Consider the following 15430-nt stretch of genomic DNA (forward strand, 5'->3'; position numbering starts at 1 on the left):
ACCTGTAAAAAGCGAGGGCTCAATAATCGATACGGGGATCGACCAGCATGTAGGAGATATCAATCAACAGATTCACCCCTACATACACCAGCGAAAACAGCACGATCAGGCTCTGAATCACCGTAAAGTCGCGGGACAGCACCGCATCCAGCACCAAACGTCCCAGCCCCGGAATGTTGAAGACCGATTCCGTCACCACCACCCCGCCGATCAGCATGGTGATGCTGATGCCGATAATCGTCAGGATAGGAACCGCCGCATTGCCCAGGGCGTGACGTGTCAGGACACGACGCTCGTTCAGGCCCTTGGCACGGGCGGTGCGGATGTAGTCCTCGTTCAAGGTATCGATCACACTGGTGCGCACAATGCGGGTAATCAGGGCGATATACACCGTGCCCAGGGACACCGCAGGCAGAATCAAATGTCGCAGGTGTTCCCACAGGCCTTCACTCAAGGGCTTGTAGCCCTGTACCGGCAACCAGCGCAGCTCCAGCGAGAACAGCAGGATCAACAAGTAAGCCACGATGAATACCGGCACGGAAAAGCCCGCCACCGACCCTGCCATCACAAAGCGATCCAGAGACTTGCCTCTATACCAGGCCGAGCACACCCCCAGCGGAATGGAAATGGCCAGGGTGTAGGCCAGAGTCAACAAGGTCAGTGAAACCGTAGGACCCAGACGATCCAGCACCAGATCCTTGACCGGGCGGCTGGAGATCAGGGACGTGCCAAAGTCCCCTTGCACCATGCTGCCCAGCCACTGCACGAACTGCACCGGCACTGGCTGGTCCAGCCCCATCTGATGACGGATTTCTGCAATCTGTGCATCCGTCGCGTTATCCCCCGCCACCAGCACCGCGGCATCGCCATGTGTCATGCGCAAGACCACAAAGATCACCAGCGCCACAATCAGCAATACCGGGATGGTGGCCAGTACGCGCTTGAAAATAAGCCCAATCATCGCTTCTCCACATTCCAGAAGACCGGAACCGGGGTTTGCAGAAAGCCATTCAGGTTCTTGCGCATGGCGCTAACCATCTTGAACTCGCCAAGGGGGACGATCACACCTTCATCCATGATGTGTTTTTGCAGATCCGTGGCCAAACGACCCAGCTCGGACTCGCCACTGGAGCGGGCAAATTCCATGCGTGTCTTTTCAATGGCAGGAACATCCGGCCAGCCAAACCAGGCCTTGTCGCCATTGGAGGCCACCGCCATGAAGCTCAGCGGATTGCTCACGTCCACCAGCCCCGAATAAGTGGTGATGATGCTCCAGCCGCCCTCTTGCACGGGACGCTTGGAGGTGCGGCGGGTCTGCACGGTTTGCCAGTCCATGGCTTCCACGTTGACGGTGAACCCGGCATTGCGCAGTTGCTGGGCAATCACCGGCACCACGGGCGAAGTCAGGAAGTCGGTGGGATGCAGCAAGACCACGGGCTCGCCCTTGTAACCGGCCTGCTCCAGCAGTTTTTTCGCACCGGCGGCATCCCCCTTGAAGTAGGCCTCAGAACCGGCTTGTGACGGGAATACACTGTGGCAGCCAAACACCGCCCCACACGTTTCAAAGTATTCCGGGTTGCCGACCTGCGCCTGCATCAAGGGTTTCTGGTTCAGCGCCATCATGGCGGCCTGACGTACTTGCTTGTTATTGAATGGCGGCTGCAGGAAGTTAAAGCGCATCTCGGTCTGCGCGCCCCGAGCCGTGGAAGCATTCAGCACAATGTCCGACTCGTTTTGCAGCAAGGGCAAGAGGTCCAGCTGAACCTGATCGATCACATCAATCTCGCCACTGCGCAGCGCGTTCACTCCGGTCATGGCATCCGGCATGGCGACCCAACGCACACGGTCTACCTTGACCTGCTTGCCACCGGCCAGGCCGCTGGCAGGCTCATTACGGGGTACGTAGTCCGGGTTTTTCTCGAACACGGCCTGCACACCTGGGCGGTATTCCTTCTCCACAAATCGGAATGGGCCCGAACCCACGGTAGAAGTAATCGCCTGGCTGACTGGCGTACGTGCCACCTCCTTGGGCATGACGAACAACGGCAAGGAGCTGGGCTTGCCCATGGCGCGCAGGGCAATATCGGTCGGGAAGGAGAACTGCATCACAAAAGAGCGATCATCCACGACCTCCATCTTGGTCAGAAACTCCGTCATGATCTGGCCCATCTTGTCCAACTGAATCCAACGCTTGATGGACTCGACCGCATCTTCAGCCGTGACGGGCGAGCCATCATGCCAGCGCAGGTTTTCACGCAAGGTCATGGTGTAGGTCTGGCCGTCCTCGGACACTTTCCAGCCTTCCAGCATCTGAGGCTTGACCTGCCCCTGCGCATCTTCTGCCAGCAAGGTGTCGTACACCATATAGCCGTAGTTGCGCACAATGTAGGAGGTGGTAATGACCGGGTCCAGGGAGCGCAAGGGCGCCTCCATGACGGCGGTCAGCGTGGTTTGCGCACTGACCGCCACGGGGGCAATAGCGGTGATGGCAAGGGCAGCCCAGACGGCAGTTAAGGTTTTGGCAGGACGCAAGCGGTCCTTAAGCAGGTTGCTCATGTTTTGTCTCTCCAGGTAGTTAAAAGCGGTCCGCCTTTGCTCTTGTGGCGGCGGTCCCGTCATCGGGGGGGTTACTGCTTATTCACGGGCCAACTCCACCAAGGTCGATAGCAAAATCGAACATCCCGCTATCAGGTCTTTGTCGTGGGTAAACTCTGCCGGGTTGTGGCTCAGGCCACGCACACTCGGTACAAAAATCATGCCTGTGGGGCAGGAACGCGCCAGCATCTGCGCATCGTGTCCGGCACCGCTGGGCATGCGCTTGACCGAGCAGCCCAGATCCTTGGCGTGTTGCTCGACCTTGCTGATCAAGCGTTCATCAAACTGCACAGGATCAAAGCGGGCCAGATGGCGATGCTTGATCTGCACACCCTCACGCTCGGCCGCCTGCCGGGCGAAATCCAGCACCTCCTGCTCGGCCTGATCCAGGCTGGCCTTATCCACATTACGCAAATCCACAGTAAACACGGCTTTACTGGGGATCACATTGACCAGATTCGGAAACAGCTCGCAGCGCCCTACCGTGCCCAATTGCGGCGGGCCGTAGCGCTCAGTCAGCTGACGCACAAAACTGCCAATCTGCTGAGCCACCACACCGGCATCGTGACGCAGGTGCATGGGCGTGGTGCCCGCATGGTTGGAGACACCTTGCACCTCGAACTCCAGCCAGCAAATCCCTTGCACACCAGTCACCGCACCGATATCAATGCTTTCATGCTCCAGAACCGGACCTTGCTCAATATGCAGTTCCATATAGGCATGCACATCAGGTTGGCCGCAAGGCACGGAACCGGCGTAGCCAATACGTTCCAGGTTCTCGCGCACGGTGCTGCCATCAATGCCCACGGTGTCCAGCGCCTCTTGCAAGGACAAGCCACCTTGAAACACCAGGCTGCCCATCATGTCCGGAGCAAAGCGCGCGCCCTCTTCATTGGTAAAGGCCACCACTTGCAAGGGACGATCCAGCTGCACGTCGGCATCATTCAAGCTGGCCACCACTTCCAATCCAGCCAGCACACCCAGATTGCCGTCGTAGCGTCCACCGGTACGCACGGTATCAATGTGCGAGCCCGTCATAACCGGCGCCACATCCAGACGGCCAGCGCGTGTCCCGATAATATTGCCGATCTGATCGATCTCTACACTCATGCCCAGATCACGCATCCAGCTGACCACCTGATCGCGGCCTGCCTTGTCCTCGTCCGTCAGGGCCAGTCGGCAGACGCCGCCCCCATCGATCGCACCAATCTGCGCCAACTGCGCAATACGCTGCAGCAGGCGTTCGCCATTAATGGCTAAACATGTGCTGGCTGGACTGTTCATACCGGCTCCTGAGCCAGCACTTCTTTGGCGCTCATACCGACAATGCGCTGATACAGTTCTGCATCGGTATCGCCTTCGCTGGCAAAAAATAGAATTTGACTGTTTTCATCAATACCCAATGCCTGACGCCAGTCCGCTTGCTCGCACACAGCCATGCAAGCAGCCACACCGGCTACAGCAGACTCACCCGCCACAATCGGCGCATCCCCTTTATCGGCACGGGCCAGACGGCGCATGGTTTGCAAGGCGGCATCGTCTTCCAGCGTCATATAGGCATAGGTGCCAGGGTCCAGAATTTCCCAGGCCAGCAAGGAGATTTCGCCGCAAGCCAGACCGGCCATCACCGTATTCAAATCGCCAGTGACCGTGACGGGTTTACCTTGCACAGCACTTTGGAACAGGCAATCGGCCTTGTTGGGCTCAACCACAATCAGACGAGGACGCTGGGCACCCAGGCGCTCCCACATATGCGCGCACACCGCTGCCGCCAAACCACCCACACCACCTTGAATAAAGACGTGGCTGACAGGTTTGCCCGAACCGATCTGGTCCAGGGCTTCCTGCACCATAACGGTGTAGCCCTGCATCACATCCTTGGGCACATCCATATAGCCAGGGTAGGACGTATCGGACACCACAAAATAACCATGCTCTTTGGCATCTTCAGCGGCCTGACGCACCGAGTCATCGTAATTACCGGGCACGCGCACCACCTTGGCCCCGTAAGAGGCAATGGCCTGCTCACGACCCGTACTGACGTGTTCATGGATATAGATCACGCACTGGCAACCGGCATTCTTCGCCCCCCAGGCCACCGAACGGCCATGATTGCCATCGGTCGCGCAAGTTACGGTCAAGCCAGCAATAAAGTCCTTGTAGGCAGGATTTTTCAGATCATCCAGCGTCAGGCTGGTATTGCCGGTATGGGCTTGCAACTGGCGCAACAGCAAACGGTTGACCGCATAAGCGCCACCCAAAGCCTTGAAGCTGCCCAAACCAAAACGACCGGCCTCATCCTTGTAGTACACCCCGCCCACCTTCATCTGCGCGGCCAGACCAGGCAAATGACGCAAAGGGGTAGGTGCGTAACCGGGCCACTGCACAATGCTGGCCTGAGCCTGCTCGAAGGCGGCTACCGACAAAATCGATTGCAAGGAGGCGTCATATTCCTGGCTGTCCTGAACGCAACGAGGGTTCAGATACAGTTGCACCGCGCCTTGCTCCCGAACGGCATGTTTGTTCATGTCTGCTCCACTTTTATGGGTTTAATTATTGGACTTCAAGTCCTGAAAACTGCGATGGATGGATTCAATCTTCTGCAACTTGCGCGCAACCTGCGTCTCGGCCTGCAGGGCCACCCGGCTGACCAGATAATTGATCAGGCTGAGCGTGCCGGTATGCGAGTCAAACAAGTACTCCCCGCGTGTTGCCACCGTGAATGCGATGTCTTGCGAACGCAGCAAGGAGCTTTCCAGGCCATCCGTCAAAAAAGCCATCTGTACCGACTCGCCCCGCAGATGCTCCACCAAGGAAGGCAAAAGCACCGAGCGGCGACGAAAGTCCATCACGAGGGCCAGATCCCCTGCTTCCACATCAGCCAGTTGCTCGGTCAGATGAGCCACCGTGCCCACCGCCAGATGCACATCCGGGCGCAACTGCTGCAGTAAAGAGTGGGCGTAGCACGCCAGGATCTGGCCATTGCGGAAACCAAACACCCAGATGCGTCGTGCTTTCAGAGCGGCTTGGGTGAACTTATCCAGATGCTGTTCAGTGATGTTCTGGAAGGTGGTGGAAATGTTCTGTACGTCTGCATTGATAAACGGCGTCATATCGGCCTGAATACCGCTGCTGGACATGGAGTGCAAACGCTTGAAGGGAGCGCCGTCACCCATTTGCTCGCGGGCCGTGACCCGAAACTCGTTAAAACCGTTAAAACCCAAACGCCGGAAAAAGCGCACCGCGGTGGCAGCCGATACACCTGCTTTCTCGGCCAGTTCTTGAGCGGAGTAAGTCGCCAGCTGCCCCATATGAGACAGGACCACATCGGCCAAACGCCGCTCCGCACTGGGCAGGACATCGAGAATATCCAGGATCGAATCTTTGATGACCATGACACAACCTAAAATTGAAATTTGTTTTTCATATAATACTTAATAAAATTTAAATTTCAATTATGGACGCGATGATTTGGCTCCGTATTTACCCTTGGGGATGAAAAAAAAGGAAGAACCGGGCGGGCTATCCTTGGTCAAGAACGGCTTTAAATAAGGATCTCAAAGAGAAACAAGGGATAAACCCTTGCTTGAATAAATTTCTGCATCCTGACGATGAAAGCATAAAACCCATTATGAAATTTAAATTTCATAATGGGTTCTGGTAAGAGAAATTTCAGCACAAGCGCCGCCTACAAAAGCCACAAAACACCTGTTCAGTGGGCCTATGCTACTGGCAGTAAAGACAAGCAACGCATAATCAGAATATCGGCCATGGACAGATTCCTGACCACACTTCGAGACCAGAGCGCATAAATCTGACAAGCCAGCATGGCATCCTCAATGTCAAGCGCCAGCAACTCACGCCGATACGCGGACGCCTCTTGCCAGGCTTGTCGCATCACGGCAGGTGATGTTGCCGACGAAAACACCGCGCACACACTCAATTCCAGCAACTCATCGGCCTCTGCACCAACGCAAACAGCAGCAACTGGCAGTGAGGCAATGCTTGGCCACAAGAGACTAAGGCTTAAGAGAAGCAGTAACCCCCATTTTTAACGATCGTTAAAAATGGGAGGGTTACCCGATGACAAGTACTGAGACAGCTCACGCCACTCCTTGGCAAAGTAATAGCGCAGGAAACGCTGTTGGGCATGCCAGCGCACCCGTCTGAACAGACCGGCGCCGGCACGAGCCTGACGATGCGCCACAATATCGCGCCAGAGTTGGTCTGGTTCAAACCCGGTCCAGATTGAAGGGATGGGGGCAAGCGCATTGGAATAACAAACCGGCGCCACCCACTCGAACAAGGCCCTTTCTACATAGTGGGACGAAAAGTGCTTAGCCACGTTCGCAATCGCCTGGTAATTAACCGGCCTGTCTACAAACAATTCCGACAAGGCCTCACACAACTGTTTATCGCTTGGCCGATCACCCAAGATGTAACTCCTTCTGTCCAGCTATTTCAATTTGAATTAAACCGGCCTCTTTCTTGAACTGGCCCCTACAAAACACTATGGTAGTGCGCGTTAACAAACTGACTGAGCAAGGAAATTGTTTTGCGTTTTGCCATTACCGCGACGTTAACCGTCTTGATGTTTGCCGGATGCTCTCCTGACGGGCCTGGTTCCAAGCTTACTTTTCACCCGGTTGACGGTGACGAACGGCGCTATCAGGTGTATACCGACATGACAGTGGATGTTCAGCGTGGCACACGCCAGCTTTCCGAGAGCATGTCCATCAAGATGCTGATGCATTACGGTGTGGAGGATCAATCCTCCACCTACAAGCTGAATGTTAGCCCGGAGTACATGCGCCTTAACTTCAAACATGGCGGTATGAGCAGTTTTGAACAGGGCGACTACGGCGAAAAAGAGCTGCGTATTGCCTTGAAAGAAGGCTACACCGTAACCGTCGATAAAGAAAACAACCAGTTGGTCGATGTCACGCTCAATACCTCCAGCCAGAAATTGAAAGCTGAGCTTAAGGCCACGTTGGATCACTTGCTCAATGATCAGTTATCTCGGCCAGGGCTCATGCATCAATTAGCGGTGAAAAAAGGGGCCTCGCAAATCATTAAAGGTCAAAACGGCCTTCCTGACATACGCATGACCGTCAAGGATTTTGACTCAGAGCTCGTTACGCTCGCGATTGCCGATACAAATCAGGACGAGACTGCGGACCCGCACACCCGTATTTTTGGCTATGCCGTCATTGAGCGCCAGACAGGTTGGCTGGTGCGCCAGGCGGTCGTCATGCACGTCCCCTTGCCCCCCGAACTGCGCGACAAGGGAACATTTAGGATTGTGTCCGCGATTTACCCCGAGAGCTGGCGCTTTAATCATGATCTGCAGTTTCTAGAAAATGCAGAGGGGTACGAGCTGATTACGCAGGAAAAAACAGACCCACCCGTCCCCTCCCTGTCGTCCTCCACACAAGCCATGCTCAATACACAAGGCGTGCTGGACACGTACGACCAGCGCTTCTTGCTGCACTACGCGCATCTAGGCCTATCCCCTTACATGGTCGGTGAAATAAGCGCCAGCAACCTTGCCGCCTACGATGAAAACAATCAGGCCTTGGCTATCCCTTTCAAGGCTGCCGGCGCCTTCCAGCACCCTGGCCTGGACCATGATGATGCCGAAACCAGTCTTGAGATCCTGCCCCTAGGTTGGGATAAGACTGCCCAGGCTCTGGAAAAACTGCAATACATCGAAGCTACGCTTAACTACCACGCCACGGAGCATATTCAGGTCACCGTGCCGATCAAACCGGAAGGTTCACAGGTGGAGGTTGAAGGGGCCAAAGTCATCGTGCAACCCACAGATAATCCATATGAGTTCCTGATCCAACTGATACCAGGCGAGACCGGCTATTTTTTCCCTGATGTCACACAGATCGACAAAGGGGAATTACGCTACCCACATGACCAGACTGCGGCTGACTGGCTAAGCCTAGGCGAAAAACGCTTACTGGCCATTGTGTTGCAAGGACACCTGCCCCAAGAGCTCAAAGTCAAGTTTCTCGATACCTTGCCCGATGCCGTTGCGTTGACCTACAGAAACTACGCACCCGAGCCTATTGAAAGCAAGACGGTACGTTTTTACGATTTGAATCAGGCGCGTCCCGAGAACGCCGCTGCGCCCATCACCACACAGCTGCTGTTCGACTCTTTTCAACAAAACGATGAGTTCAAAACTGCCACGCTAGAGAACTTGGCCCCCTTCAGCACCGATGCCCCAGACCTCTACGTCACGCTGACTCCCGAGCAAGCGGAGCTTTGTACGCTGCAAGAAACCAGTGGCCTGACAGAAAAAGGCACGCCCTTACATTTTGCGCCCCCTCCCACCGCTGACAACACAAACTATGGCGCTACGCAGCGAATGCCGCAGCAGTATGTCTATCAACTGCAAACCTCCGATCAGGCACGCCTCTACTTTTACGGCCTTAAGGCACACATCGCGCTCACCTGCCAAGGGACGCCCGTCTGGCAGCCACTACCGATCAACCTACCTGAACTCAGTGTGCAAGTGTCCGCAGCCGCACTATTGGGAGAGGGCTGGGAGGAACACGCCCGCACACTTCCTATAAAGCGCTTTTTACGCCAATACCGCTTTCTCGATCAACAGGACAGGGTGTTGGCTATTACCGCCCCCCGATCCCAGCCTGTGGTCGGCAGTCCTCTGGGGGACAAACTGTTTGATTACGTGGATGAGTCCGGCCATATCCAGATTATGGGCCTCGTAAACCGTGTCGAAAAACTAGAGGCAACGGGCACACCCATTACAAAAACCTGGCAACATCAATTCGAACCACTTCCCGATTTCAAGGCACTTGAAGAGGCCATCCAATGAGCTTGACCACCAGACTGGCCCCCACTCTAGGCTCCCTCACACTGACGGCACTAATGCTTCTCGCCTTGCCCAGCCACGCCGCCAAAAACGAAAGCAAACAAATCAAGACCGAATACGGTTTGGCAAAACAAGAAAAGTGGTTCCACGAAACCGGCGAACTGCATATTGTGCAGCTCACCTCAGTGGACAAGCGTTGGCAGCTGCACGAAGCCTACAACCCTCAGGGAACCTTGATCGAACGCTCTGAACACCTGGATAAGCAACGACACGGCTTATTTGTACAGCAAGCGTATGACTCTCTTGAGCACACCTCCTATCGGCACGGCAAACGTCATGGCCCCTACCACAGCTACGATCAAGCTGGCGAACCCATGTCTAGCGGTCACTACACCAATGACCAGCGGACAGGAAAATGGGTCAGCAAAAACTCATGGGGTCAGATCATTAGCCACTACAACCAGCAAGGTGAACTGCACGGCCAACAAACTGAGTTCGACGCCAATGGACAATTGTTAAAGCAATCAAACTATAAAAATGGGATGCTTCATGGCGAGTTCATCCGCTATGAGAACGGCCAACTTACAGAAAAAGGACACTATCAAAACGACCGACGGGAAGGCGAATGGATAGAAACCTACCCCTTGTCGACCCGTTACCAAGGTCAGTACCGTAACAGCTATCAGGTAGGGATATGGCACGGCTACTCGCAGCAGGGCTATCTGGTTGCCATCATCCCGTTTGACAATGAAGGGAACTACCACGGTGTACAGGTCAGGTTTCACGATAGCGGCGCCTTATCGGAAATAAGCCAATACCGTCACGGCAAGCGTCATGGCACGCAATGGGACTACCTGTTCGGCGCCCCCTATCGCCTGGAGAAATATCAAGACGGCAAACGCGTGGAGACCCGCGATCAAGGCGAGTTTAAGCGCAGCGACTTTCCCTAGGCGCCTACTGACCTTGGCTTGTTTTCCCCGAATCCTCCACTGCGAAAAAGCAGCCCACCATCGCGTGGGCTTTTTTCAATCCATGCATAAGCAAGGTGACATTTGTGTGCTAACCACCCCCTCTAAGCGGCCGTCGAATAAACATTCGGTATAGACCTTCCCAACGCTTCAAGCTGGATTAAACCAAAGCGTAAAGACTATACTTATCCTTAAAATACAATGATTTACAAATTAACATGGTGAGCATCTCAACGATCAGCCTAGTATGAACGTAGACCTTCTCGATAACTGCTTGAAGGCGCTACTGGCGCTGTTGCTCAGACTCTCTGAGAGACATCCCGCCAGTCATGGCAGGAGTGCCTATGACACACAATCTCCGGTCCGTAGGAAGAAAAGTTAACTTGCTTCGCTTCCCCCTTCTCTCGGCCACCGACCAAGCCGATCCCCCTATCCCAGACCCACGCGACAAACGTCCCGTCGAAATCGAACGGATCCACGAAGACGATCAAACACTACCTGCAAACGATGAGCCTATCGGCGACAAAAAACCTCGCACCCCACCACCAGCGCAAAACGACCCATCCATTTTTAACTCGCTCTGAGTGCTTTACCGCGCGGAACCCGCCGCAAGGCAAATACGTCGCTTTTGCAGACTTGCCCCAACGAGTCTGCAAATAGGACTGTCAAACCTCTCAGCGACGGCCCGCTTTCCTCAATAGATTTGCCCCTGGCGACGCTAACAACAACAAAACGTCCCACTACTAGGGTCAACGCCTGGAGTCACTCCCTTCAGGAGAAAAAAGTGCCCTATCAAGGTTCGCGTAATCTGTGCACTTTGTGCCAGCTTTTACCCTTATCCTCGTCACTCGGCCTCAAGCACGAATTCATGACGGTCGCTTGCCCCTCATCACCGGGCCATGGGGAAGCGAAAAAATCCTTATACCAATGCAGCAACTGCAAAACATTGTGGTTGTATGAACGCGATCGTTGGGGCGCTTGCCTGGGCTTTAAGTTATGGCCGGGCCTGTTACAGGATTTTTAAAGCTAGCGTGCAAGATATACGTGCACACACTAAACAACAAAGCCTGCAATGATGACATTGCAGGCCCTTTCTGTGACAGGTTAAAAGAGAGTCATTCGAGTCTCCAGGGCTTATCTACCCCGCGCCGCGCCTCTTCCTGTAGGTTTATGATCATGAGCAGCACTGGCGCGCTTGATCCCCTCGTTGGAAGTCTGAGTTGGCCAACCCACTTGCGGTGGAGCAAGCTCAGACTTGCGTGTACTTGCCTTTTTAGGCGCTTTCCCTTTCTTGTCCATTGTGACCTCCATTGGTCAATGGCTACCCCAACAAATGTCAGGCCAGTAGTACAGGATAGGTCATAAACCAATAAATAGCTTGTTTATCTCCGTCTGGTGATCAATAAACAAAAACGCTCCTAAAGTAGCCCTGATTCCCGACGCGGTAAGAGATGGCGCCCCCACACTCAGTTACTCACGTAATTTTTTGTCCGTTTTGCGCCTATAGTTAGCGTTAAAGTCAGTAAAAGCCAAACGCAATGAGGCTCAATTTGTCGTTGGCCAGCTCGCAAGAGCTGAGCTGCTACCTGTATCAACCTTCATAAAAGGAGCACTAGATGGGAAAGTGAGATCACGGCGCGATGTGCACGATGCGTCGGACGTTCCCGCCCTCAAAGACGATGAGAGTGATGGCTATGTAGCAACGAACTCTTTGAAAATCATTCCACTTACGCTAGGTGAAAAAATGACTGATTCAACGACCATCCGTAAACTACTGATTACCTCAGCACTGAGCTTTGGATTAAGCGCAGGCGCCATAGCAGATGACAAGACATCCCATCCAAATCTATCTGCAACACCAGAAAATGTAACGCTAGAGAAGAAAACGCCAGGGGAAGCAAACGCTCAGGAAGTGGCCGATTACAAGACGAATGCTGGGGAACAAGCCAACGATGAAGAAATTTCTAAACGAGTTAAAGCTGTTCTAGCACAAGACAAAGGACTGCAGGGTCAGAACATTACTGTCGAGACAAAAGGAGGCGTCACAATGATTGCCGGAACGGTCTCCAGTGAAGACGCCTATAAGAAAACCGTCGCGGCAGCTAAAAAAGTTGACGGTGTGACTAAGGTTGAAGCCACCGGACTGAGAGTAAAAAGCAACTAACTAAAAGGCGCACAGTAAAAACTGAGCGCCTCCTGACTCTTCCTTTCTTGTCCTCTAATTAACCCGAATGCGCGCGCTTGCCCGGATTTTTCTTGCTGCGGGTGTGCGCGCCACGCTCCTGGCTAACACGTTGGCCCCGGCTTTTTGTGCTTAGGGTGACACCCTTGGGCGCAGCGGGAGGAGGAGTACGCTTACGGTCGGCTTCAGTAACAATTTTGGTGCCCATGGAAATCTCTCCAGTTTGGTTAAATTTGATCTTGTTTCACGTTCGCTCGGTTTATTCTTGGCAGAAGGAACTAGGCAGGGGTATGCCCGGTAATGCCTTAACGTACATAGGCACTCCTGAAAGGTCGAATTACCACGGATAACCTGTCAGCTGGTCTAGCATAGCAGGCATTAGCCAAATCGGCTCAAACGGCTTCGTTAGACTCTTCGCAGTCACTCACGCATCCTAGGAGGCAGAGCCGCTGATTGCGCTTGCATCCTAGGCGCGCAAGCCCTAATCACCATAAGTTCGATCGCTGGTGATCCAACGCCTTAGGCTTGAAAGACCTACACCATGCACGTTCGCCAAAACTTTATGCCAACAGGTCCGGCCAGAGAGTGATCATCGATGCTGCGCGGGGCCATCACATCATACTTCGGCATAGAAAAACCCCCAAAGATTGGATGGGTGTCCAACTTTTGGAGTGCCGTTCACACCGAGGCTTTTGTGCTGGGCGATTATGCTAGGCCCGAACATAGCCCCCTTCAATTCGAGGAAGCGTTACAAAGCAATCCTATGATTCAATTGTCAAAACGCCCATACTGGTACAATAAGATTGATCTCATTCAACGATAGCAATCTCGCTATCTCACTACCCCTTCAAATTCAACGCTATACCATTGCCTTGGAAGGCTTCTATGTCCAGGCTGGAGCGAAATTTGGAGTCATACAGAAGGTATCACTATCTACGAAAAACTTAACCAGGCTAGTCGCAGCCCGCTTCATACATCCCCTTTACGCGAACCTAATCGTTCGGCGATAAAAGAATCTCAAGCACTTGCCTCTCGCTTGGTCACAACGCGTCAAACCCTTATCCGACAATTAAAAGACCGGTTCCCCGGCCTTCCGTTCTGATACGTCAGCTCACGTAACGAGCCCATCACCAGAAAGCCCCGAGAGGGGTTTTTTTATTGGGCGCTACTACCCCATCTCTTATTCTTTGGTATCAGGCTGACGATGCCGGACTCCTGTTTACAGGGCGATTCTTAACCGGTTCAACGTCTACAGCGATCCCTGTGGCCATGTCTATGTCGCTTTCAGTGCTGGTGTAAACAATCAGCTTGTCGTCCTTATCAAAGCGGAACATTACGCTTGTTGAGTCCGCGCATCATCAACGTTACTCATGGAGGTCGTGGACTTCCCAAAGCGCAGCGATTGCCGCTGCAGCCAGCATCTTTTTCACTCCCCTCTCCCAAGCAACGAACAAAGACAAGATCGGGCTGGCCTAGGACCTACATAGCCCTGCTATCCGCCCAGAACAAGCGTCTGGCAACCATAGCTCAGCCTGAGAGCATACAAGCCCTGTGCCCGCATGATGATATCGAGCAACATAACGCGAAAAAGCCGAACCCAATGTTTCAAAGGGTTCGGCCTTAACCGATCAACTCAATACTTGCCTAATCAGGCAAGCAGGGGATCAAATGATCTGGATCTGGGTAGCACAAGGGCCTTTTTGGCCAGCGCCTGCAACGAAAGAAACTCGTTGGTTCTCTTCAAGAGATTTAAACCCAGTACCCTGAATTTCACTGTGGTGTGCGAAGAGGTCTTTGCCGCCACTTTCCGGGGCGATGAAGCCGAAGCCTTTTTCGTTATTGAACCACTTCACGATACCAATTTCTGTTTTCAATGTATGTCCTAATTATTCAAGGGAAAAATCTCCCTGACGACACTATGATCGCTCTTCATGGATATAGATAGCACTGTTACAAAATAAGCAAGCGAACTACACCCAATGCCGGACTCTCCAGCCGCAGCATTTCAATACCCCCACCCACACGCTCGGGGTGGCAGGACTACTGCAACTAGAGGGCATGGAACTCCCAATCCTGCTAACACCTGCCTTTGCACAGCTACCGTGACGGAGGGGAAAGCAAACTACAAGGACGCAGAACGCTCTGCTGTGGTTGCAGCAGTAAGCCTTGCCCTTTCGTATTGAAGCATCGGGCATGAAGAACCGAGGGGCAAGCTGGTCGTTTTGAATCCTGTCGCCCGTTCGGTTTTTTCGGGCCAGCGTGGACAAGATCCCGCATGGATCTTTCCGCACAAGAGCGACCCGATGGCGCGCATGAACGCCTCAGGATAACGCGCAGCCAGGCCCTGGGGCAGCAGAGCAATGGGTGGATTTATATCAACGTCCCGCGAATGCCGGTTTCAGCATTGTGTCGCTGACCTGTCCAAGCTTCAGGCCAAAATCAAGAAGCTTGTTCACAGCACCGAAAAGGCGCCAGTGGTCACGCCACGGAGAAAAAGGCCGGGTCATCGGTGAAAAATGAATCTCCACAAAATCCCCGAAGCAATGAAAAAAGGCCTACAGCATTTTTGCTGTAGGCCTTTCAAAATCTGGTCGGAACGGAAGGATGTGAACCTTCGACGCCTTGCACCCCATGCAAGTGCGCTACCACGCTGCGCTACGCCCCGAAAGAATAAAGCCATCACCCTGTTTGTTCTGTTGTGCACGCTTTTTCTTAAGAAGCATTTAGCTTAGGCCGAGTGGCTTACTACAAAAATCCAGACGGTTTACATCAAAAGGCCAATTACCGCCAGAGGCCCAGACTCCTAGGATATCCCTTAAGACCCTTCTGTTCGCTCAG

12 protein-coding genes and 1 tRNA gene are annotated in these 15430 nt (G+C 53.6%); 3 read left to right on the forward strand and 10 right to left on the reverse strand.

Annotation, left to right across the window (positions count from 1 at the left end; all coding sequences use genetic code 11):
* Positions 1-19 precede the first annotated feature (19 nt).
* From AB7E06_RS12970 to AB7E06_RS13000, 7 genes are all read right to left on the reverse strand, one after another.
* Positions 20-961, reverse strand: coding sequence for an ABC transporter permease (locus AB7E06_RS12970; RefSeq protein ID WP_009454334.1), 942 nt, complete (start codon positions 959-961; stop codon positions 20-22).
* On the reverse strand, positions 958-2556 hold the full coding sequence (locus AB7E06_RS12975; protein WP_108727437.1) for an ABC transporter substrate-binding protein: 1599 nt from the start codon (positions 2554-2556) through the stop codon (positions 958-960). The genes AB7E06_RS12970 and AB7E06_RS12975 overlap by 4 nt, the downstream gene beginning before the upstream one ends.
* Positions 2557-2634: 78 nt before the next feature.
* Positions 2635-3879: a Zn-dependent hydrolase gene (locus AB7E06_RS12980; protein WP_086069504.1), complete on the reverse strand. Its 1245-nt coding sequence runs from the start codon at positions 3877-3879 to the stop codon at positions 2635-2637.
* Positions 3876-5123 carry a diaminopropionate ammonia-lyase gene (locus AB7E06_RS12985; protein WP_121738870.1) on the reverse strand — a complete coding sequence of 416 codons (1248 nt, stop codon included), beginning with the start codon at positions 5121-5123 and terminating at the stop codon, positions 3876-3878. The genes AB7E06_RS12980 and AB7E06_RS12985 overlap by 4 nt, the downstream gene beginning before the upstream one ends.
* A 21-nt stretch (positions 5124-5144) precedes the next feature.
* The gene (locus tag AB7E06_RS12990; protein WP_051316192.1) at positions 5145-5990 is read right to left on the reverse strand and encodes a MurR/RpiR family transcriptional regulator; all 846 of its coding nucleotides are present in this window, start codon (positions 5988-5990) and stop codon (positions 5145-5147) included.
* 326 nt (positions 5991-6316) lie between these two features.
* Complete coding sequence (locus tag AB7E06_RS12995) at positions 6317-6610, reverse strand: hypothetical protein (protein WP_427957228.1); 294 nt, start codon at positions 6608-6610, stop codon at positions 6317-6319.
* A 36-nt stretch (positions 6611-6646) separates the two neighbouring features.
* Positions 6647-7030: a DUF7079 family protein gene (locus AB7E06_RS13000; protein WP_125276882.1), complete on the reverse strand. Its 384-nt coding sequence runs from the start codon at positions 7028-7030 to the stop codon at positions 6647-6649.
* Positions 7031-7150: 120 nt separating this feature from the next.
* Here AB7E06_RS13000 and AB7E06_RS13005 point away from each other — a divergent pair, with 120 nt between their 5' ends.
* The 3 genes from AB7E06_RS13005 to AB7E06_RS13015 all read left to right on the forward strand — a co-directional run bounded on the left by AB7E06_RS13005 (position 7151) and on the right by AB7E06_RS13015 (position 12574).
* Entirely contained in the window at positions 7151-9445 is a 2295-nt protein-coding gene (locus AB7E06_RS13005) for a hypothetical protein (protein WP_125276883.1), read from the forward strand.
* Positions 9442-10392 (forward strand): toxin-antitoxin system YwqK family antitoxin, encoded by a 951-nt coding sequence (locus tag AB7E06_RS13010; RefSeq protein ID WP_230018262.1) that lies wholly within the window; start codon positions 9442-9444, stop codon positions 10390-10392. The genes AB7E06_RS13005 and AB7E06_RS13010 overlap by 4 nt, the downstream gene beginning before the upstream one ends.
* Positions 10393-12052: 1660 nt before the next feature.
* A complete protein-coding gene (locus tag AB7E06_RS13015) occupies positions 12053-12574 on the forward strand; it encodes a BON domain-containing protein (protein ID WP_094196605.1) in 522 nt (173 codons plus the stop codon).
* A gap of 58 nt (positions 12575-12632) precedes the next feature.
* Here the strand turns inward: AB7E06_RS13015 and AB7E06_RS13020 are convergent, their stop codons facing one another.
* From AB7E06_RS13020 to AB7E06_RS13030, 3 genes are all read right to left on the reverse strand, one after another.
* Positions 12633-12800, reverse strand: a complete 168-nt coding sequence (locus AB7E06_RS13020; RefSeq protein WP_164461337.1) for a hypothetical protein — start codon at positions 12798-12800, stop codon at positions 12633-12635.
* Positions 12801-14256: 1456 nt separating this feature from the next.
* Positions 14257-14466 (reverse strand): cold-shock protein, encoded by a 210-nt coding sequence (locus AB7E06_RS13025; RefSeq protein ID WP_094196604.1) that lies wholly within the window; start codon positions 14464-14466, stop codon positions 14257-14259.
* Positions 14467-15180: 714 nt separating this feature from the next.
* Positions 15181-15257: transfer RNA gene (locus AB7E06_RS13030), tRNA-Pro, on the reverse strand.
* Positions 15258-15430: the final 173 nt, after the last annotated feature.

This window comes from Alcaligenes sp. (assembly GCF_050255915.1).
Classification (GTDB): Bacteria; Pseudomonadota; Gammaproteobacteria; order Burkholderiales; family Burkholderiaceae_B; genus Alcaligenes; species Alcaligenes aquatilis.